General features: G+C 66.3%; 16 protein-coding genes and 1 pseudogene. 8 read left to right on the forward strand and 9 right to left on the reverse strand.

Annotated features, from left to right (window positions below):
* Positions 1-2: 2 nt before the first annotated feature.
* From ACIQF4_RS04145 to ACIQF4_RS04160, 4 genes are all read left to right on the forward strand, one after another.
* Positions 3-1,229 carry a phosphoglycerate kinase gene (locus ACIQF4_RS04145; protein WP_400515591.1) on the forward strand — a complete coding sequence of 409 codons (1,227 nt, stop codon included), beginning with the start codon at positions 3-5 and terminating at the stop codon, positions 1,227-1,229.
* Positions 1,230-1,341: 112 nt separating this feature from the next.
* Positions 1,342-2,157, forward strand: a complete 816-nt coding sequence (gene tpiA, locus ACIQF4_RS04150) for a triose-phosphate isomerase (RefSeq protein ID WP_400515589.1) — start codon at positions 1,342-1,344, stop codon at positions 2,155-2,157.
* Between the two features lie 50 nt (positions 2,158-2,207).
* A complete protein-coding gene (gene secG / locus ACIQF4_RS04155; protein WP_066275628.1) occupies positions 2,208-2,465 on the forward strand; it encodes a preprotein translocase subunit SecG in 258 nt (85 codons plus the stop codon).
* Positions 2,466-2,584: 119 nt separating this feature from the next.
* Complete coding sequence (locus ACIQF4_RS04160; RefSeq protein ID WP_350002380.1) at positions 2,585-2,977, forward strand: RNA polymerase-binding protein RbpA; 393 nt, start codon at positions 2,585-2,587, stop codon at positions 2,975-2,977.
* Here ACIQF4_RS04160 and pgl read toward each other — a convergent pair.
* Genes pgl through tkt form a run of 6 tightly spaced genes read right to left on the reverse strand, consistent with a single transcriptional unit; the run spans position 2,930 to position 11,152 of the window.
* Positions 2,930-3,748 (reverse strand): 6-phosphogluconolactonase, encoded by an 819-nt coding sequence (gene pgl, locus ACIQF4_RS04165; RefSeq protein WP_350002381.1) that lies wholly within the window; start codon positions 3,746-3,748, stop codon positions 2,930-2,932. The genes ACIQF4_RS04160 and pgl overlap by 48 nt on opposite strands.
* Positions 3,738-4,679 carry a glucose-6-phosphate dehydrogenase assembly protein OpcA gene (locus ACIQF4_RS04170; protein WP_066275634.1) on the reverse strand — a complete coding sequence of 314 codons (942 nt, stop codon included), beginning with the start codon at positions 4,677-4,679 and terminating at the stop codon, positions 3,738-3,740. Before ACIQF4_RS04170 ends, pgl begins: the two co-directional genes overlap by 11 nt.
* Entirely contained in the window at positions 4,676-6,235 is a 1,560-nt protein-coding gene (gene zwf, locus ACIQF4_RS04175; protein ID WP_400515586.1) for a glucose-6-phosphate dehydrogenase, read from the reverse strand. Before zwf ends, ACIQF4_RS04170 begins: the two co-directional genes overlap by 4 nt.
* Before the next feature lie 15 nt (positions 6,236-6,250).
* A complete protein-coding gene (locus tag ACIQF4_RS04180) occupies positions 6,251-7,885 on the reverse strand; it encodes a glucose-6-phosphate isomerase (RefSeq protein WP_400515585.1) in 1,635 nt (544 codons plus the stop codon).
* A gap of 6 nt (positions 7,886-7,891) precedes the next feature.
* On the reverse strand, positions 7,892-9,007 hold the full coding sequence (gene tal / locus ACIQF4_RS04185; RefSeq protein ID WP_400515583.1) for a transaldolase: 1,116 nt from the start codon (positions 9,005-9,007) through the stop codon (positions 7,892-7,894).
* A gap of 27 nt (positions 9,008-9,034) precedes the next feature.
* A complete protein-coding gene (gene tkt, locus ACIQF4_RS04190) occupies positions 9,035-11,152 on the reverse strand; it encodes a transketolase (RefSeq protein WP_400515775.1) in 2,118 nt (705 codons plus the stop codon).
* 543 nt (positions 11,153-11,695) lie between these two features.
* On the opposite strand from tkt, the gene ACIQF4_RS04195 reads away from it, so the two are divergent.
* A complete protein-coding gene (locus tag ACIQF4_RS04195; protein WP_400515582.1) occupies positions 11,696-12,655 on the forward strand; it encodes a heme o synthase in 960 nt (319 codons plus the stop codon).
* A gap of 202 nt (positions 12,656-12,857) precedes the next feature.
* A pseudogene (locus tag ACIQF4_RS04200) lies at positions 12,858-15,189 on the forward strand (SulP family inorganic anion transporter).
* A gap of 77 nt (positions 15,190-15,266) precedes the next feature.
* Here the strand turns inward: ACIQF4_RS04200 and ACIQF4_RS04205 are convergent.
* From ACIQF4_RS04205 to ACIQF4_RS04215, 3 genes are read right to left on the reverse strand one after another with little or no spacing between them, the layout of a single operon-like run.
* The gene (locus ACIQF4_RS04205; RefSeq protein ID WP_400515580.1) at positions 15,267-16,211 is read right to left on the reverse strand and encodes a heme A synthase; all 945 of its coding nucleotides are present in this window, start codon (positions 16,209-16,211) and stop codon (positions 15,267-15,269) included.
* Between the two features lie 7 nt (positions 16,212-16,218).
* Positions 16,219-17,016, reverse strand: a complete 798-nt coding sequence (locus ACIQF4_RS04210) for an ABC transporter permease (protein ID WP_400515578.1) — start codon at positions 17,014-17,016, stop codon at positions 16,219-16,221.
* Entirely contained in the window at positions 17,013-17,981 is a 969-nt protein-coding gene (locus ACIQF4_RS04215; RefSeq protein WP_400515576.1) for an ABC transporter ATP-binding protein, read from the reverse strand. Before ACIQF4_RS04215 ends, ACIQF4_RS04210 begins: the two co-directional genes overlap by 4 nt.
* A 191-nt stretch (positions 17,982-18,172) precedes the next feature.
* Between ACIQF4_RS04215 and ACIQF4_RS04220 the strand changes: the two genes are divergently transcribed.
* Together ACIQF4_RS04220 and sufB are read left to right on the forward strand one after the other, a co-directional pair.
* Positions 18,173-19,015 (forward strand): helix-turn-helix transcriptional regulator, encoded by an 843-nt coding sequence (locus tag ACIQF4_RS04220; RefSeq protein WP_400515574.1) that lies wholly within the window; start codon positions 18,173-18,175, stop codon positions 19,013-19,015.
* Positions 19,015-20,478, forward strand: coding sequence for a Fe-S cluster assembly protein SufB (gene sufB, locus ACIQF4_RS04225; RefSeq protein WP_104187272.1), 1,464 nt, complete (start codon positions 19,015-19,017; stop codon positions 20,476-20,478). The genes ACIQF4_RS04220 and sufB overlap by 1 nt, the downstream gene beginning before the upstream one ends.

Raw genomic sequence — 20,478 nt, forward strand, 5'->3', positions numbered from 1 at the left:
ACATGACATCCAACACCCTCAACGAACTCATCGCTGAAGGTGTCCGCGGGCGGTACATTCTGGTTCGAAGTGACCTGAATGTGCCGCTCGACGGCTCTACAGTCACTGACGACGGCCGCATCAAGGCCTCACTGCCAGTGCTGTCAAAGCTCACGGACGCCGGTGCCCGCGTGCTGGTAACAGCCCACCTCGGCCGCCCCAAGGGTGCACCCGAGGAGAAATACTCCCTTCGGCCCGCAGTAAACCGCCTGGCTGAACTGGCCGGCTTCAAGGTGACCCTCGCCGCCGACACCGTCGGCAGCGCCGCCAAAGAAGCAGCAGCATCCCTGCAGGACGGCGAAGTGCTCGTCCTCGAGAACGTCCGGTTCGATCCCCGCGAAACCAGCAAGGACGACGCCGAGCGCGGCGCCTTCGCTGACGAGCTGGTGGCCCTGACCGGCGGGAACGGCGCCTACGTGGACGACGCCTTCGGGGCGGTGCACCGCAAGCACGCCAGCGTGTACGACGTCGCCACCAGGCTTCCGTCGTACCTTGGCGACCTTGTGCACACCGAGGTGGAGGTCCTGCGGAAGCTGACCACGGACACCCAGCGCCCCTACGTGGTGGTGCTCGGCGGCTCCAAGGTCTCGGACAAGCTTGCGGTCATCGACAACCTGCTGGGCAAGGCCGACACCATCCTGGTGGGCGGCGGAATGCTCTTCACGTTCCTCGCGGCAGCCGGGCACAAAGTGGCCTCCAGCCTGCTCGAGGAGGACCAGATCCCCGTGGTCCAGGACTACCTCAAGCGCGCAGCAGACGCCGGCACGGAGTTCGTGGTCCCCACGGACGTCGTAGTGGCTGAGAAGTTCGCGGCAGACGCCGGCCACGAGACTGTCCCCGCGGACAACATCGAGGGCAGCAGCTTCGGCGCCCAGGGCATCGGGCTGGACATTGGTCCGGATTCGGCGGCAGCATTCGCCGAACGGATCAAGGGGGCCAGGACGGTGTTCTGGAACGGTCCGATGGGGGTCTTCGAGTTCGAAGCGTTCTCCGCCGGAACCCGCGCCATCGCCCAGGCACTCACGGAAACCGAAGCTTTCACCGTCGTGGGCGGCGGCGACTCAGCCGCTGCGGTACGCACGCTCGGGTTCGCCGACAACCAGTTTGGGCATATTTCCACCGGCGGCGGCGCCAGCCTGGAATACCTCGAAGGCAAGGAACTGCCGGGGCTCAGCGTCCTGGACCGTTAGGCCCTGCCCGGTACTTCCGGCAGCAGTACCTGAACCTTCAGTCCCTCCGGCCGGCAGGTTGCCCACGGCAGCCTGCCGGCCGAACACTTATCAAGAACTTTTTGGAGAACACGTGACAACGTCAACGAACGGCGCTTTCGACCGCAAACCATTCATCGCGGGCAACTGGAAGATGAACATGGACCACGTGCAGGGCATCACCCTGCTGCAGAAGCTTGCCTGGACCCTTTCCGACGCCAAGCACGACTACAGCCGGGTCGAGGTTGCCGTCTTCCCGCCGTTCACCGACCTCCGCGGCGTCCAGACCCTTGTCCAGGGCGACGACCTGGACATCGCCTACGGTGGACAGGACCTCTCACAGTTCGACTCCGGCGCGTACACCGGCGACATCTCCGGACAGTTCCTGAACAAGCTCGGCTGCAAGTACGTCCTGGTGGGCCACAGCGAACGCCGCACCATCCACAACGAATCCGACGACGTCCTCAACGCCAAGGTCAAGGCTGCCTTCAAGCACGGCGTCACGCCCGTGCTCTGCGTCGGTGAAGGCCTGGAGATCCGCCAGGCGGGCACGCACGTCAACCACACCCTGGAGCAACTGCGTGCCGGTGTGTCCGGGCTGACCGCTGACCAGGCCGCCGAACTGGTAGTCGCCTACGAGCCCGTCTGGGCCATCGGCACCGGTGAAGTAGCCGGGCCGGAAGACGCACAGGAGATGTGCGCGGCCATCCGTGCCGAGCTCGAGCAGCTGTTCGGAGCGGACACCGCCGCGAAGACCCGCCTGCTGTACGGCGGCTCGGTCAAGGCCAACAACGCGGCCGCAATCCTCAAGGAACGCGACGTTGACGGTCTGCTGGTGGGCGGGGCGAGCCTCGATCCGGCCGAGTTTGCTAATATTGTCAGGTTCGAGAGTCACCTGGTGACGGACTAGTCCGTCCCGCCGCACACACTCCCGCAATTCCAACTTCCTGAAAGGCCGTCGTGGACGTTCTTCATGTCATTCTGCAGATCCTCCTGGGCATCACCAGCCTCCTGCTGACGCTGCTCATCCTCCTCCACAAGGGACGGGGCGGCGGGATGTCGGACATGTTCGGCGGCGGCATGAGCTCCGGGCTCAGCTCCTCGGGCGTGGCCGAACGCAACCTGAACAGGTTCACCGTGGTCCTCGGAGTAACCTGGGGCATGGTCATTATTGCCCTGGGCCTCATCATGCGCTTCAGCGGCGGCGGGGACTCCTGATCCCGTAGGTTGGGACAAGGCCCTGCGCGGACACTGCCGCCGCGCGGATCAGGGAACTAAACTGTGGCTGTCGGTTCCCGACAGCCACAGTTTCTGTTTAAGCAGGCAGGAGTCCTTCGATGATTCACCCGGCATCAGGCTTTCGCGGTACCCGGGCGGGCGTCACGGAAGGGACGGGTTCAAGCTTCCAATCCGAGGACCACGGCAAGGCGCTTCCCCGCATCCAAATCTCCTACTGGTGCGCAAAGGGGCACGAGACGAGGCCGGTTTTCATCAAGCTTCCCGACGACCAGATTCCACCGGTGTGGGACTGCCGGCGCTGTGGCGCCCCCGCCTCACGGGACGGCCAGGCAGCTGCTGCCGCGGACGCCATGGACGACGGCTACAAGACACACCTTGAATACGTTAAAGAGCGGCGCTCCGGCCAGGACGCCGAAGACGTCCTGGCCGGAGCGCTGGAAAAGCTACGCGCCCGCGGCGTCCTTCCGGACGAGCTGCTGCGGGACACGTGAAGCGGCGTTCTCGTCAATCAGCCACAGGGTCCGGGACGTGCCCCGCGGACCGGCTGCCGGAACCTGGACCGGATTGGCGCCGGCCAGTGCCAGCCCTACGGCGCCTGCCTTGTCCTCTCCCGCCACCACCATCCAGACTTCAGAAGCGGTGTTGATGGCCGGCAGGGTCAGGGAAACCCGCAGCGGCGGCGGCTTGGGTGAATTCCTGACACCCACCACGGTGCGTTCCTTTTCGCGGACGCCGCCCTGCTCAGGAAAGAGCGAGGCGATGTGCGCGTCCGGGCCCACACCCAGCAGGACAACGTCCAGGCGGGGGAGGGCGGCGGGTTCCTCCGGCCGGTCATCGGACATGTCCGCAGCGTGTTCGGCCGACGCAGCCTGCCGAAGCCTCTCCGCGTAGTCCTCGGCCGCTTCTTCTGGGCTGTCGAAGTCATCCGAAGTCCCGGGCTCGTGGATCCGTTCAGGGTCCACAGGAATGTGCGAGAGCAGGGCCTCGAACGCCTGGGTGGTATTCCGGTCGGGGTCCCCGGCGGGAAGGAAGCGTTCGTCGCCCCACCAGAAATTCACCTTGGACCAGTCCACGGCGGGAGCCGCCGGGGAGTCCGCAACAGCCTTGAGCGTGCCGATACCCACGGTTCCGCCGGTGAGCACCACGGTGGCCTCGCCGAATTTATCCTGCACATCAACGAGCTTTGTGATCAGGCGGGCGGCAATGGCGGCCATCAGGACGGACGAGTCAGGATGAATGCTTACTCTTGGGTCAACGCTCACTGGGTCGGACGCTCCTTAGATTGGTACGTGGCAGTCCAATAGTAATCACTTCCCCAAACACCTCGTCGGGGTCCAGGCGGCGGAGCTCCTCGGCGAGGCAGTCCCGCAGGCTGCGGCGCGGAAGCGAAATCCGCTGCGCCGGCTGGCCGGGCTGGGTCAGCTCGGCCACTGACAAACCGGGCCGGAAGAGCTGGATGTCCCCGCCGGGCCGCGTCAGCCGGACACGCCGGATGCCTGTCCCGGCAGGGTCGGCGACAATGGTCACCGGAGCGTCCAGGGTCAGCGTCAGCCAGGCCGCGAGGAGGATGGTGCTCGGGGAATCCGAGGCACCCTCGACGGCCACGGACGTGACGGGGGAGGAGTCCACCTGGTCGAGGACGGCCGCAAGCTGGATGCGCCAGTTGGTCAACCGGGTCCAGGCGAGGTCGGTGTCCCCGGCTTTGTACGTTGACCGGATGTTCTCCAGGGCACGCTGCGGGTCGGGTTCGTTGGCGGAGTCGGTGATGCGGCGGTGGGCGATGCGGCCGATGGAGGTTTCGCAGGCGTTCTCCGGGGCGCCGTGCGGCCACCAGGCCACGATCGGTGCGTCCGGGAGCAGCAGCGCGGCCACCAAGGACTCGCTCTCGTGGGAGAGCTGGCCGTAGCCGCGCAGCACGATCACCTCGGAGGCACCGGCGTCACCGCCCACGCGGATCTGGGCGTCCAGCCGGTCCGGGGCCGTAGCTCCGGCGTCGGCCAGGACGATGATCCGGCAGGGGTGTTCACGGCTGGCTTCGTTGGCGGCCTCGATGGCCTCCTCCTCCAGCCCGGACTTGGTGACCACCACGAGGGTGAGCACCCGGCCCAGCGCAATCACGCCGCCCTGCTCGCGCAGGGACATGATCTTTTTGGAAACCGTTGAAGTTGTGGTGTCCGGCAGGTCTACAATCATGGCCTTCTCCAGGTTCGTCCGTCGCGGGCCAGCAGCTCGTCAGCCGAGGCGGGGCCCCAGCTGCCCGGGGCATAGGGCTCGGGCTGCTCGTTCAGCTGCGCCCAGTACTCCTCGAACGGGTCCAGGATCTTCCAGGACAGCTCCACTTCCTCGTGCCGCGGGAACAGCGGCGGCTCGCCCAGGAGCACGTCCAGGATCAGCCGCTCGTACGCCTCCGGGCTGGACTCGGTGAACGAGTGCCCGTAGCCGAAGTCCATGGTCACGTCCCGGACTTCCATCTGCGTGCCCGGGACCTTGGAACCGAACCGGATGGTGACGCCCTCGTCCGGCTGGACCCGGATCACCACGGCGTTCTGGCCAAAGTCGTCCTCGGCATGGTCGCGGAACAACAGGTTGGGTGCCCGCTTGAACACGACGGCGATTTCCGTCACCCGCCGTCCCAGGCGCTTGCCGGCGCGCAGGTAGAACGGCACCCCGGACCAGCGGCGGGTGTGGATGTCCACCCGGATGGCGGCGAAGGTTTCGGTGGTGGAATTGGCGGGGATGCCTTCCTCTTCCAGGTAGCCCTGGACCTGTTCGCCGCCCTGCCATCCGCCGGTGAACTGCCCGCGCGCCGAATGCGTGGAAAGGTCCTCGGGGAGCTTGACGGCGGCGAGTACCTTTTCCTTCTCCGCGCGCAGGTCGTCGGCGTTGAAGGAGATGGGCTCCTCCATCGCCGTCAGGGCCAGCAGCTGGAGCAGGTGGTTCTGGATCACGTCGCGGGCCGCGCCCACGCCGTCGTAGTACCCGGCACGGCCGCCCGTGCCGATGTCCTCGGCCATGGTGATCTGGACGTGGTCCACGTAGTTGGCGTTCCACAACGGCTCGAACAGCTGGTTCGCAAAACGCAGCGCCAGGATGTTCTGGACTGTTTCCTTGCCCAGGTAGTGGTCGATCCGGAACACCGCGTCCGGCGGGAAGACGGATTCGACGATGTCATTGAGCTGCCGGGCGGACTCCAGGTCGTGCCCGAACGGCTTCTCGATCACCACGCGGCGCCACTTGTCGCCCTCGGCCTGTGCCAGGCCGTGCTTGGACAGCTGCCGGCACACCTGCTCAAACGCCTTGGGCGGGATGGAGAGGTAGAACGCATGGTTCCCGCGGGTGCCGCGCAACTCATCGAGCTCGTCGATGACTTCACCCAACCGCTCAAAGGCGTCGTCGTCGTCGAACTCGCCCTGGACAAACCGGATGCCCTCGGACAGCTGGTTCCACACTGCCTCATCGAAGGGGGTGCGGGCGTAGGCCTGCACGGAGGCCTTCACCTCGGCGGCGAAGTCCTCCTTGTCCCATTGGCGCCGGGCGAAACCCACCAGGGCAAAGCTGGGGGGCAGCAGGCCACGGTTGGCGAGGTCGTACACGGCGGGCATGAGCTTTTTGCGGGCAAGGTCGCCGGTCACTCCGAAGAGGACCAGTGATGACGGACCGGCGATCCGGTTCAGGCGGCGGTCACGCGGGTCGCGGAGCGGATTCCGCCCACGGCCAGCAGACTTCCTGCCGTATTCAGTTTCTGGCATGGTGCTTTTTGTGCCTTAGCTTTCAGTAACGGAGGCTGACCTGGCGGACAGCGCAGCAATGATGTCCTGCAACTGTGCCACACCGGCGGCCCGGTCAGTGAGGTGCAGGCGAAGCACGGGACGGCCGTGGTCGGTAAGGACCTGGGCATCGCCGGCAGCCTGCGCGGCAATCAGTTCCCCGAACGTGAAGGGACGCTCCGGGATGGCAAGGTCCTCCGCCGATGCGGCCGTGACCTGGAGGAACACCCCGATGCCCGGGCCGCCCTTATGGAACTGGCCCGTCGAGTGGAGGAACCGCGGGCCCCAGCCAAACGTCACGGGGCGGCTGGACACGGCGGCCAGTTCGTCGCGGATGCCTTCGAGCTGTGCGAACGCCAGCCGGTCGAAGTAGGCCTGGACGCTGAGGTAGCTGTCGCTCTCCAGCGTGTCCAGCAGTGCCTTCACGGCGTCCTCGGCTGTACGGGCATCACCGAGCCAGTCACCGCCGCGGACCTCGATGGATCCGTCGACAAACGCTGCCGGAGTGGGCTCGGGCTGGGCGTCCAGCAGTCCGCGCGCGGCGACCTTGGCGGCCTCGACGTCGGGCTGGTCGAAGGGGTTGATGCCCAGCAGGCGTCCGGCCACGGCGGTGGCGAACTCCCAGACCATCATCTGGGTGGGCAGTCCGCCGGCGATGGCAACCTCGTTTTCACCGAGTTCGACGTCGGCATCGGCTGCCACCAGCCGCACCACCAGGACGTCCGGCGCGCCGATGGTGGCCTCGGGTGAGTTGGGGCCGGCAACCACCGGAAGCACACCGGTACCCAGCTTGCCCGTGGACTCGGCGATGAGCTGCTCAGCCCAGTCGGCGAAGCCCACAATCCCCGAGCCGTCCTCGGCGATGACGATCTTGTTCCGCAGGGGGCTGGTTCCGCCCAGGGCCGTTCCGAGTGCCAGGCCGATGTTTTCCGGCGCGTCATCGTTCAGGATCTCCGCTGCCTCCTCGGCCTCATCCAGGAAGGCCTGGATGTCCACCCCGGCCAGGCCGGAGGGAACAAGACCGAAGGCGGTCAGCGCGGAGAAGCGGCCGCCCACGTTGGGGTCGGCGTTGAAGACAGCGCGGTAGCCGGCCTCGCGGGATGCCTTGTCCAGCGGGGAACCGGGGTCGGTGACGATGATGATCCGGCTCCTGGCATCGATTCCGGCGTCGTTGAACGCCTTCTCGAAGACCCGCCGCTGGGAGTCCGTTTCAACGGTTGAGCCGGACTTGGACGAGACCACGATCGCGGTCCCGTCCAGCCGGTCTGCGAGGGCGGCGCGGACCTGGTCGGGGTCCGTGCTGTCCAGCACTGTCAGCTCGACGCCGGCGGTGCCGGCAATAACCTCTGGAGCCAGCGAGGAGCCGCCCATGCCGCACAGCACGATGCGGGTAACGCCTTCTGACTTCAGGGCGTCTCGGAGTTCCAGGATGTCCTTGACCAGCGGCTGGGAGACGGTGGCCGCCTCCACCCACCCGAGGCGGATTGCCGACTCGGCCTCCGCATCGGGACCCCACAGGGTGTGGTCCTTGGCGAAGATGCGGGTGGCAATACGGTCCTCCACGAGGACCGGGAGGTGCAGTTCCAATGCCTGCTGTGCGGCACCGGTGGCGTCGTAGCTGAGAGTGGTCATAGTGGGTTAGGAAGCCTTCCGTGCAGAGGCGAGGGCGCCCTCGACGTCGGCCAGCAGTTCCTTCCAGCTGGCCACGAACTTGTCCAGGCCTTCGGATTCGAGGATTGCGACGACGTCGTTGTAGGAGATGCCGAGCTTCTCCAGGGCGTCGAGGGTGGCGTTGGCTTCGGTGTAGGTGCCGGTGACGGTGTCCCCGGTGACCACGCCGTGGTCGAAGGTGGCGTCCAGGGTCTTCTCGGGCATGGTGTTCACGACGCCCGGGGCTACGAGTTCTGTGACGTAGAGGGTGTCCGGGTAAGCCGGGTCCTTCACGCCGGTGGAGGCCCACAGGGGGCGCTGGGGGAGTGCGCCGGCTTCGGCCAGCAGGTCCCAGCGCTCCGTGGCGAAAAGCTCCTCGTAAACCTGGTAGGCCAGGCGGGCGTTGGCCAGGCCGGCCTTGCCCTTGAGTGCCTTGGCTTCCTCGGTGCCGATGGCGTCGAGGCGCTTGTCGATTTCGGAGTCCACGCGGGAAACGAAGAACGAGGCAACGGAGTGGATCTTTGACAGGTCGTGGCCGTTTTCCTTGGCCTGCTCCAGGCCTGACTGGAAGGCGTTGATGACGGCTCGGTACCGCTCCAGGGAGAAGATCAGGGTCACGTTGACGCTGATGCCTTCAGCCAGGGTGGCGGTGATGGCTTCGAGGCCCTCAAGGGTGGCCGGGATCTTGATAAGGACGTTGTCCTTGTTGACCCGCTTGAACAGGTGCTTGGCTTCGGCAATGGTGCCTGCCGTGTCCCAGGCCAGGCGGGGGTCCACCTCGATGGAAACGCGTCCGTCCACGCCCTTGGTGGCCGCAGCCACCGGTGCGAAGAGGTCGCAGGCGTCGGCGACGTCGGTGGTGGTGATCTCGAAGATGGTGTCCTCGACGCTGGCACCGGCTGCTGCCTGCTTGGCGATGGTGGCGTCGTAATCGGTGCCTGCCGTGATGGCGGCATGGAAGATGGACGGGTTGGTGGTTACGCCAACCACGTTCTTCTCTTCGATGAGCTTGGCCAGGGTGCCGGTATCCAGACGTCCGCGGGAAAGGTCATCGAGCCAGATGGAAACTCCGGCGTCGGAGAGCTGCTTGGTGGGAGTAGTCATAGTTCTGTATCTCCTGGAAATCGTTGGTTAGGCCTGGAGGCCTGCGAGGGAGTCCTTGGCGGCAGCGGCGACGGCCTCTGCGGTGATGCCGAACTCCTGGAAGAGGCGCTTGTAGTCTGCGGAAGCGCCATAGTGCTCAAGGCTGATGGAACGGCCGGCGTCACCGACGAATTCCTTCCAGCCGAGGGCAAGTCCTGCTTCGACCGATACGCGGGCCTTGACGGCGGCGGGCAGCACGGATTCGCGGTAGGCGGCGTCCTGCTTGTTGAACCATTCAACGCAGGGCATGGAGACAACGCGGGCGGCGATGCCTTCGGCCTGCAGGGCCTCGCGGGCCTGCACGGCCAGCTGGACCTCGGATCCGGTGCCGATGAGGATTACGTCCGCCGGGACGGTGGCGCCGTCCTTGGACGCTTCGGCAAGGACGTAGCCGCCCTTGGCGACGCCGGCAACGGAACCGAAGGTGTCGCCGTCGGCCTCGCCGTCGCCGCGCTCCCATGTGGGGATGTTCTGGCGGGTCAGCACAATGCCGGCGGGGTTGCTGTGGTTCTCCAGCATGGTCTTCCAGGCGACAGCTACCTCATTGGCGTCACCGGGGCGGACAACGTCCAGGCCCACGATGGCGCGCAGGGATGCGAGCTGTTCCACCGGCTGGTGGGTGGGGCCGTCTTCGCCGAGGCCAATGGAGTCGTGCGTCCAGACGTACAGCGACGGAACACCCATCAGGGCGCCGAGGCGGATGGCGGGGCGCTGGTAGTCGCTGAAGATCAGGAACGTGCCGGAGAACGCGCGGGTGCGACCGTGCAGGCTGATGCCGTTCACGATCGACGCCGCGGCGTGCTCGCGGATGCCGAAGTGCAGCACGCGGCCGTACGGGTTGCCGGACCAGGCGTCGGTCTGCTTGGAGGCAGGAACGAACGACGGCGAGCCTTCGATGGTGGTGTTGTTGGACTCCGCGAGGTCCGCCGAGCCGCCCCAGAGTTCGGGGAGGACCGGGCCCAGGGCGTTCAGGACCTTGCCGGAGGCTGCGCGGGTGGAGACGTCCTTGCCGGCCGGGAAGACCGGAAGGGCTGCGTCGAGGCCCTCGGGCAGTTCCTTGGCCTCGATGCGCTGCAGCAGCTCTGCGCCAGCGGGGTTGGCGGCCTGCCAGGCGTTGAAGGATTCCTCCCACTCCTTGCGGGCGGCAGCGCCGCGGTCCACCACGGCACGGGCGTGCGCCAGGACATCCTGGTCCACGTCGAAAGACTTGGCGGGGTCGAAGCCCAACACTTCCTTGAGTGCTGCCACTTCTTCGGCCCCCAGGGCTGAACCGTGGATCTTGCCGGTGTTCTGCTTCTTGGGCGCCGGGTAGCCGATGATGGTGCGCAGCGAAACGATGGAGGGCTTGGACGTCTCGGCCTTGGCAGCGAGGAGCGCCGAGTAAAGCTCCTGGACGTCCTCCTTGTATTCGCCGGTCTTGGTCCAGTCAACGCGCTGGACGTGCCAGCCGTAGGCCTCGTAGCGCTTCAGGACATCCTCGGTGAAAGCAATGTCGGTGTCGTCCTCGATGGAGATGTGGTTCTCGTCGTAGACCACCACGAGGTTGCCGAGCTCCTGGTGGCCGGCGAGCGAGGAAGCCTCTGCCGTGACGCCTTCCTGGAGGTCGCCATCGGACGCGATGACCCAGATAGTGTGGTCGAACGGGCTGGTGCCGGCGGCAGCATCGGCGTCGAACAGGCCGCGCATACGGCGCTGCGAGTAGGCGAACCCAACAGAGGACGCAAGGCCCTGGCCCAGCGGGCCGGTGGTGATCTCCACGCCGGCAGTGTGCTTGTACTCAGGGTGGCCGGGGGTCAGTGAATCCCACGTGCGCAGTGCCTCGAGGTCCTTCAGTTCCAGGCCGTAGCCGGAAAGGAACAGCTGGATGTACAGCGTGAGCGAGGTGTGGCCCGGGGACAGGACGAAGCGGTCACGGCCCAGCCAGTCCGGATTGCGGGGGTCGTGGCGCATCAGCTTCTGGAAAAGAAGGTACGCGGCCGGCGCCAGGCTCATGGCCGTTCCGGGGTGGCCGTTGCCAACCTTCTCCACTGCGTCCGCGGCCAGCACGCGGACAGTGTCCACCGCACGCTGGTCCAGGCTGGTCCAGGACAGTTCTTGCTCTTCCAAATGTGGCACGAAAACCGGGCCCCTCTCTGTGCTGATGGCAGGTGGCACACCGGGTCCGCATGAAGGCACGCTGTGTGGCGCCCGCTGCGGTGTGTACCAGCCGTTCACCATCGAAACGTTGATCTTTCACTCAGCCACTGGCAGCTGGGAATGCGTTTTCCACCGCTTCCTTGCTGCGTGCTGATCTGGTGACAGCTTAGCTCTATTCCATTCTGCGGGCGGCCCAAATCTCACGTTTTGGACGCAATTTCCGCTTATGTGAATGCGTCTGAAGTGAGGTTGAGTTAATCTGCTCGAATTGGCGCGCGAGCGATCATCAGCACCAACAGAACACTTGCCGGGCGCCGCCGGGCGCCGTCGGTGGACCGGCCGTGGCGGGGAAGCCGGCGCGGTATGATATTCGGAGGCCAGCGCCGGGCTGGGGGACACGTGCCAGCCGCCCGGACTCCCGCTGTTGCGTGGATCACTGCTCCGCGGGCGCCCGGTTCAGGGCGGGGCCGGATGACATAGCTGGACAGCCAGACAGAACTGCCAACAGAACGGGTGACTGCCACCGTGAGCACAACAGGTACGACGCTGAACGCATCACGGGCTTCCCGGCCCGGGATCGCCCGTAAGGCAAAGGCGTATCTCGCCCTCACCAAGCCCCGGGTCATCGAATTGCTCCTGGTCAGCACGCTGCCCACAATGATTTACGCAGAGCGCGGTTTTCCGTCCATCGGGCTCATCCTTGCCACCCTGGTTGGCGGCGCCTTCGCCGCAGGCAGCGCCGGGGCCTTCAACTGCTACATCGACCGGGACATCGACAAGCTGATGCACCGTACCGAGAACCGCCCGCTGGTTACCGGTGAAGTCACGCCGCGTGAAGCACTGATCTTCTCCTGGCTCCTGGGTGCTGCCGCCATTGCGATCCTCTGGTTCGGGGCCAACCCCCTGTCCGCCTGGCTCGGTTTGGGTGCAATCTTCTTCTATGTGGTGATCTACACGATCATCCTCAAGCGCCGGACTGCCCAGAACATCGTGTGGGGCGGTGCCGCCGGGTGCTTCCCGGTGCTGATTGCCTGGGCTGCGGTCACCAACTCTGTGGAATGGCCGGCCGTCATTCTCTTCATGGTCATTTTCCTGTGGACGCCCCCGCACTACTGGCCGCTCTCCATGCGCTACGGCGAGGACTACCGCAACGCCAAGGTCCCCATGCTCGGCGCCATCGCCGGCGCCAAGGTGGTCTCGGTGCAGGTGGTCCTCTACGCCTGGGCCATGGTGGCCTGCTCCCTGCTGATGGTTCCGGCCGGCGGAGCGGGTTGGGTCTACACCGTCACCGCAGTCCTAGCTGGCGCCTGGTTCCTCTACGAATCGCACGCGCTCTACAACAGGGCACAGCGCGAGGACATCTCGGACAAGCGGGCCATGAAGGTCTTCCACGGCTCCATCAGCTACCTCACCCTCCTGTTTATCGCCCTGGCCGTCGACCCGTTCATCGGGCCCGCCCTCATGGCGGGCTGACGCCCACACCATCGAATCCTGAACCTCCCCTGGCCGTGGCCGGGGGAGGTTTTTCGTTGAGCGCCACATGACGGAACGTCAGCCAACCATTCATGAAGGCGAGTGTGTGACAAGCCTGTCATGTTGGTCACTTTGATCTGTCATGCAACGTGAAGGTGTGGTTACGGTGGGTCTGGACCTGCTCCCGATCAGAGGAATGTCAATGCCGCAGCCGCCCCACGCACCCATCCATACGGTCCCGAGCCACAGCCCGCCCAGGGCGGGCGGCAACAACAGGTCCGGGTTCCGCCGGCCGGGCTTCCTGTCGCATCTCGGGGCCGACGTCCCTGCCTCACTGGTGGTGTTCCTCGTTGCCCTGCCCCTGTCCCTGGGCATCGCCGCAGCATCCGGGGCCCCCGTCATGGCCGGCCTCATCGCTGCGGCGGTTGGCGGCATCGTGGCGGGAAGCCTGGGCGGATCACCCCTGCAGGTGAGCGGACCGGCGGCCGGGCTGACCGTCGTCGTCGCCGGCATTGTCCAGGAGTTCGGCTGGCAGGTGACCTGCGCGATCACCGCGGCTGCCGGTCTGGTCCAGCTCCTGCTGGGCATCAGCCGCGTGGGACGCGCCGCCCTTGCCGTCTCGCCTGTGGTGGTCAAGGCCATGCTGGCCGGCATCGGCGTCACCATCATCCTTCAGCAGCTCCACGTCCTGCTCGGATCGCAGGCAGCCGGCCCGGCCCTCGAGAACCTTGGAGCCCTGCCGGCAGCCATCACGGGAGTCGAACTGCACGCCGCGCTGCTGGGCCTTACCGTCGTCGTCATCCTCCTCGGCTGGAAGTACCTGCCCGCCGCGGTGCGCCGTGTGCCGGGACCGCTGGCCGCCGTCGCTGCCGGAACGGCACTCTCGGCGGCGTTCGCCCCCAACGTTGAACGCATCTCCTTCACCGGCTCGATACTCGATGCCGTCACCCTGCCGCAGCTGCCTGAGGGCAGCTGGCGGGCAGCAGCATTTGCCGTGCTGACGATGGCTTTGATCGCCAGCATTGAATCCCTCTTGTCCGCCGTGGCCGTGGACAAGATGCAGAACGGGCCGCGAACCAACCTGAACCGTGAACTCGTGGGGCAGGGTGCTGCCAACATCGTTTCCGGGTCGCTGGGCGGGCTGCCCGTCACCGGAGTGATTGTGCGCAGTGCCACCAATGTGGAGGCCGGGGCTGTCCCGGGCCTCCGCCGTGCTGCACGGTATTTGGGTTGTGGCCTTCTCCGCCCTTTTCGCAGGGCTGATCCAGCTGATTCCCCTGTCCGTCCTTGCCGGACTCCTGGTGGTCATTGGCGCACGCCTGATCAAGGTGGCAGATATCCGGACCAGCCTCCGGACCGGTGAGCTGCCGATCTACGCAGTAACCCTGCTCTGTGTGGTCTTCCTGAACCTGCTCGAGGGCGTCATGATCGGCCTTGCCTTCGCAGCGGCCAGCGTACTGTGGCGTGTCCTGCGGGCAACAGTCCACGCCCAGGCACCCGTGCTGCCGTCCGGATCCTGGCGGGTCGGCATTGAAGGGTCGTGCAGCTTCTTCGCCCTGCCGCGGCTTAACCGAGTGCTGCACTCGGTACCGGCCGGCAAGCACGTGCTTGTGGAGCTCAACGCGGACTACGTGGACCACGCGTTCCGGGAGGCGCTGCTCGCCTGGCAGCGGCAGTACCAGGCCGCCGGCGGTACGGTGGTCCTTGAGCATCACGGGAACACGCTGTTCCGGGACGCGGCGGACCAGGCGCCAAAACGGCAGGAATCGCAGGAGCTTCCGCTGCCGCCGCGGACCTCGTGGCAGCCCGCCCGGGACGAACTGGCAGTGGCAATTGCAGGACAAGGCACGCGCCCGCCGTCGCCGGTCCTGCTGGGCATCAACAAGTACCACCGCCGCTTCGCGGACAAGGTCCGGCCCCTGGTCCAGGACCTGGCGGAGGGGCAGAACCCGGACACCCTGTTCGTGGCCTGCGTGGACTCGCGGGTGAACCCCAACCTGATTACCAGCAGTGGTCCAGGCGACCTGCTGACGTTGCGCAACATTGGCAACGTCGTCTGCCACGACGGCCAGGACGCCTCGATCGACTCTGCCCTCGCCTTTGCCCTGAAAGGCCTGGAGGTGGACTCCATCGTGATCTGCGGGCACTCCAACTGCGGGGCCATGAAGGCCCTGATGGAGGACGCGGAGGGCAAGGGGTCCGGCGCGCTGGGCGCCGGCTTCGACGCCTGGCTGGACCACGCCAGGCCAAGCTACGACGGACTCCTGGGCCATCATCCCGTGGCGGCCGCCGCTGCTGCCGCCGGCTATTCCGCGGTGGACCAGTTGGGCATGGTGAACGTGGCCGTCCAGCTCGCCAAGCTGGAAAGCCATCCGCTGGCAGGTCCCGCCCTCGCCTACGGACGGGTCCAGGCAACAGGCCTCTTCTATGACATCGCCACGGCCCGGGTGGTGCTTGTCCGTCAGGAGGGTATCGAGTTCCTGGACCCGGAACAGGCTGCGGACATGTCCAGGGCCCGGGCGCAGGCCGGCTAAGAACGGCATCGCAGGCAAGCGAAAGGCCGCCCCGGTTCAGGAACCGGGGCGGCCTTTTCGGTTGCAGGCAGATGTAGTTAGGCCACGGGGCTTGACCTGGCGATGTCCCACGCGTTTGTTGCAGCGCCCATAAGCATTGCGGCGCCGAGCATGTGGGCTGCCACCAGCAGCGCCGGGATGCCGTTGTAGTACTGGGTGAAACCGATGACTGCCTGCAGCACAGTCACGCCGAGGAGGCCCAGGACGGCTGTCCGGATGGGGCCGGTGATCCGCCGCAGCAGCACCAGCGCCAGCGCAACCAGGGTTCCGGCGGTCACCAGGTAGGCCGGGGCGGCGTGGATGTGCGAGAACAGGTCCCAGTCCAGCCCGTTGCGCGGTGCATCGGCGTCCCCTGCGTGCGGACCGGCTCCGGTGACCACCACACCCAGCATGACGGCGACGGCGGAAAAAAGCGCGACGGCGGCCGTCACAGGACGCATGACGCCCGGCAGGGCAGCGAGGGGAACAGTGTGGAACCGGCCGGTCCGGCCGAAGGCCCGGTTGACCAGCAGCGTGGCCAGCACCACCAGTGCCATGGAGACCAGGAAGTGGAGGCCTACCACCCAGGGGTTGAGGTTGGTGAGGACCGTGATGCCGCCGATTACGGCCTGCGCGGGAATGCTGGCCAGCAGGCCCAGTGCCAGCAGGAAAAGGTCGCGCCGCTCCTTGCGGAGGTTCCACAGGTAGACCAGCATCAGTGCGGCGACGGCGGCCAGCGCGAAGGTGAGGAGGCGGTTGCCGAACTCGATGAACCCGTGGATGCCCATCTCGGGCGTGTTCACCAGGGACGTGTCCGTGCAGCGGGGCCAGGTGGGGCAGCCTAGGCCGGAGGAGGTCAGCCGGACCGCTCCGCCGGTGAGCACCAGCAGGGTCTGCCCGATCAGGGATGCCACGGCCAGACGGCGGACGCTCTTGTCCACGGTGCGGGGCAGCCGTGACGCCAGGCGGCCGGCGAACTGGGGAAGGCGGAAGGCGGTGCTCACGAGTATCTCAATTCCACTTGAACCAACGGATTGCTGCGGCCCCGGCAGTAACTGTCCAGAGCACCAGTATGAGGGCGGCTGCGCCGTTCAGCGCACCGTGCAGGAAGGCGTCCCGGAGGGCTTCGCCGAGCGCGCCCGAGGGGAGGAGTCCCACGATCTGCTGGGCGGCGGCGGGCAGCCGTTCGGCAGGAATAACGATTCCGCCGAGGGCTCCGAGGAGGATCCAGAGCAGGTTGGTGATGGCCAGCGTGGCCTCGGGGCGGACCGTCCCGGCCACCAGCAGCCCCAGGGCGGTGAACGCCGCCGCGCCCAGCGCCAGGAGGAGCAGCGCGGGAACCCACCCCGCCGCCGTCGGCTGCCATCCGAGGGCATACCCGACCACTGCCACCACGGCAACCTGCAGGCACAGCACCGCCAGGACGGAAAGCACCTTGCCGGCAATCAGCCCGCCCCGGCCCAAGGGGGTGGTGGACAGGAAGCGCAGCACACCGTACCGGCGGTCGAATCCCGTAGCGATGCCCTGCCCGGTAAACGCCGTGGACATGGCGCAGAGTGCAAGGATCCCCGGGACTGCCACATCAATGCGGCTCGGACCCAGGCCGTCCAGGAACGGCGTAACGGTCAGGCCAACGAGCGCAAGCAGCGGCAATACCACCGCGAGGATCAGCTGCTCGCCGTTGCGCAGCATGGCAAGTGCCTCGTATTTGCCCTGCAACAGGATGCGCCGGAGCAGGGGGGCCGGCCGCTGCAGGGCAGGTGCTCCCGCCCCGGTGGCGGGTGCGGTGCCCGCGGGGGTCGGGTTCATCGGATGTCCTTTCCCGAGATGTCCAGGAAGACGTCTTCAAGGCTACGCGCCTGCAGGGCCATGGCGGCGGGCATGACGTCGTGCAGTGCCCACCATTCGGCCAGTGCGGCAAGGTGCTTGGGAGTCAGGGCGCCGGTAGCGGTATAGCTTCCCGCCCGTTCCTCCAGGACCACGACGTCGGCCGGCAGCACGCCGGACAGGTCCAGCCCCGGCGCCGCGTCGAAGGAGAGGGTGCGCACATGGTCTGCGCCGGCGTCCACGGCGGGTCCGCGCTGCAGCAGCTCCTGGACTGTTCCCTCCGCGACGTTCCGGCCGCCGTCAATGATGTACACGTAGTCCGCCAGCCGCTGGGCGTCGTCCATCAGGTGAGTGGTGAGGATGATTCCCATCCCCGCATCGCGCAGTTCCCCAATCAGCTCGAACACCAGCTGGCGGGACTGCGGATCCAGGCCGGCGCTCGGCTCGTCAAGGAACAGGACCTCCGGCCTCCCCACCAGGGCGGCGGCGAGGGCCAGGCGCTGCTTTTGTCCGCCCGAAAGCCGCCGCACGGTGGTCCGGCTGAAGGTGTCGATGCCGAGTCTTTGGACAAGGTCGTCCACGGGCCAGGGGTGTGCATAAAGGCCGGCAATGTGCCGCAGCAGGGGGAGGGGACGGGCCGACGGCGGGAGGCCGCCGTCCTGAAGCATCACACCGACGCGGGAGCGCAGGTCCGCGCCTGCGGTTGCGGGGTCCTCGCCGAGCAGGGAGATGGTACCGCCGCTGCGCCTCTGCAGGCCCTGGGCACATTCCAGGGTGGTTGTCTTTCCGGCACCGTTGGCACCCAGCAGCGCTGTGACCTGCCCGCGCCCCGCTGTCAGTGAGACGCCGCTCACCACCCGGAGCATTCTTCCGTCCATGCTGGAGAGCGGGCCTACATCTTTAACAAGCCCGTTGATGGACAGGACGGGGGACAGGGGCAATCGCACCCCAGTATTCTACGGGAAGTAGTATTAGCGGCAGTCCGCTGCGTCCCGGCAACGGGAGTTTTTGTCCAGGTATGCAGGGTTCCGGGCCGGTGAAGTCTGCATATCTGGACAAAAACTAGAAGGTGGGGGCGGGAGGTCAGGTCAGCCTCGCCTTACTGGAATGCGGGACTAAATTACGACACTATTGTGTTGTGTATTCCATGACCAACGCTACTGCTGTGCCTGTTGCCCGGCACGGGGCCTCTGCTGTTACAGCGGAACGCGGCGCCATGCCCGCGGGCCCGGTGGCCGACGCCGATGAGCGCACCCGCGACCGCGTCCTTGCGGCCGTGCTGGAACATGGACCCGTCAGCGCCGCCGAACTCGGGGACCTCCTCGGATTCACACCGGCCGCCGTCCGCAGGCACCTGGACCACCTCTCCCGTGCCGGCGTCATTGAAGTCAAGCGGGTTGCCAAATCCGGCAGCGGCGCAGGCCGTCCGGCACGCCGCTACGTCCTCAGCTCCCAGGGCCAGTCGAGCCTCGGCAACGACTACCTGGACATCGCCGCCCTCGCCCTCCAGCAGCTCCAGAAGGTTGCCGGGCCGGACGCAGTGCGGGCCTTCGCCGTCGAGCGTTTCGCCGACATGGAACGCAGGTATGCGCCGGAAATCGAAAAAGCCGGCCCCGACATCACCGACCGCGCCAAAGCGCTGGCAGAGGCCCTGAGCCGCGATAACTTCGTGGCCTCGGCAGCCTCCATCGAGGCCAAAGCTCCACTGCCGGCCGCCCTTTCCAGCGTCCAGCTTTGCCAGGGCCATTGCCCCATCCAGCAGCTCGCTGCCCGCTTCCCCGTGTTCTGCGACGTGGAAACCGACGTGTTCTCCAGGCTGGTGGGCGTTGACGTACGCCGGCTTTCCACCCTGGCCCGCGGCGGCCACGTGTGCACCACCCACATACCCACAGGCAGGCTGTCTTCAGGAGGGCCCACAAAGCCCCCGGAAGCCCCCGCCAGCCTGAATGAAGTAACCAACCATCAGCAAGAAAGGCCGTGATGACGGACCAACTATCAGAGAAAGCAGTAGCCGAAAACACTGTGATCTCGGAGATTCTCGAGAAGAATCCCGAGCTTCACGGCATCGGCAACTACGAGTACGGCTGGGCCGACAAGAACGATGCCGGCGCCAACGCACGCCGTGGGCTCAACGAAGAAGTGGTCCGGGACATTTCGGCCAAGAAGAGCGAGCCGGAGTGGATGCTCGATCTCCGCCTCAAAGGCCTGAAGTACTTCGACCGCAAGCCCATGCCCACCTGGGGCGCGGACCTTTCGGGCATCGACTTCGACAACATCAAGTACTTCGTCCGCTCCACCGAGAAGCAGGCTGCCACCTGGGAGGACCTGCCCGAGGACATCAAGAACACGTACGACAAGCTGGGCATCCCGGAGGCCGAGAAGCAGCGCCTGGTTTCCGGCGTCGCCGCCCAGTACGAGTCCGAGGTTGTCTACCACCAGCTGCGTGAGGACCTCGAGCGCCAGGGTGTCATCTTCCTGGACACCGACACCGCACTCAAGGAACACCCGGAAATCTTCCAGGAGTACTTCGGCACGGTCATCCCGGTGGGCGACAACAAGTTCGCGTCGCTGAACACCTCAGTCTGGTCCGGCGGCTCCTTCGTCTACGTCCCCAAGGGCGTCCACGTGGACATCCCGCTGCAGGCATACTTCCGCATTAACACCGAAAACATGGGCCAGTTCGAGCGGACCCTGATCATCGCGGACGAGGACTCCTACGTCCACTACATCGAGGGTTGCACCGCGCCGATCTACACCTCGGACTCGCTGCACTCCGCCGTTGTGGAGATCATCGTGAAGAAGGGCGCCCGCGTCCGCTACACCACCATCCAGAACTGGTCCAACAACGTGTACAACCTGGTGACCAAGCGCGCCATCTGCGAAGAGGGCGCCACCATGGAATGGGTCGATGGCAACATCGGCTCCAAGGTCACCATGAAGTACCCGGCCGTCTACCTCGTGGGCGAGCACGCCAAGGGCGAAACACTGTCCATCGCGTTCGCAGGCGAAGGCCAGCACCAGGACACCGGCTCGAAGATGGTGCACATTGCGCCCAACACCAAGAGCTCCATCATTTCCAAGTCCGTGGCCCGCGGCGGCGGACGCGCGGCCTACCGCGGCCTGGTCCAGGTCCGCGAAGGTGCCAAGCACTCTGCCAACACCGTCCGTTGCGACGCGCTGCTCGTTGACACGATCAGCCGCTCGGACACCTACCCGTACATCGACATCCGCGAGGACGACGTTGTCATGGGACACGAGGCAACTGTTTCCCGGGTCAGCGAAGAGCAGCTCTTCTACCTGATGTCCCGCGGCATGCGCGAAGACGAGGCCATGGCGATGATCGTCCGCGGCTTCATCGAGCCGATTGCCCGCGAGCTCCCCATGGAGTATGCACTTGAGCTGAACCGCCTGATTGAACTGCAGATGGAAGGGTCCGTCGGATAA

Source organism: Pseudarthrobacter sp. NPDC092202, from assembly GCF_044755505.1.
Classification (GTDB): Bacteria; Actinomycetota; Actinomycetes; order Actinomycetales; family Micrococcaceae; genus Arthrobacter.

What these genes read in the sequence shown, in the direction of transcription:
- sufB (WP_104187272.1), top strand. Translation starts at nt 19,015, where the DNA reads ATGACGGACCAACTATCAGAGAAAGCAGTAGCCGAAAACACTGTGATC.
- ACIQF4_RS04160 (WP_350002380.1), top strand. Translation starts at nt 2,585, where the DNA reads ATGATTCACCCGGCATCAGGCTTTCGCGGTACCCGGGCGGGCGTCACG.
- tal (WP_400515583.1), bottom strand. Translation starts at nt 9,007, where the DNA reads ATGACTACTCCCACCAAGCAGCTCTCCGACGCCGGAGTTTCCATCTGG.
- ACIQF4_RS04145 (WP_400515591.1), top strand. Translation starts at nt 3, where the DNA reads ATGACATCCAACACCCTCAACGAACTCATCGCTGAAGGTGTCCGCGGG.
- ACIQF4_RS04170 (WP_066275634.1), bottom strand. Translation starts at nt 4,679, where the DNA reads ATGATTGTAGACCTGCCGGACACCACAACTTCAACGGTTTCCAAAAAG.
- ACIQF4_RS04180 (WP_400515585.1), bottom strand. Translation starts at nt 7,885, where the DNA reads ATGACCACTCTCAGCTACGACGCCACCGGTGCCGCACAGCAGGCATTG.
- ACIQF4_RS04210 (WP_400515578.1), bottom strand. Translation starts at nt 17,016, where the DNA reads ATGAACCCGACCCCCGCGGGCACCGCACCCGCCACCGGGGCGGGAGCA.
- zwf (WP_400515586.1), bottom strand. Translation starts at nt 6,235, where the DNA reads ATGCCAGAAACTGAATACGGCAGGAAGTCTGCTGGCCGTGGGCGGAAT.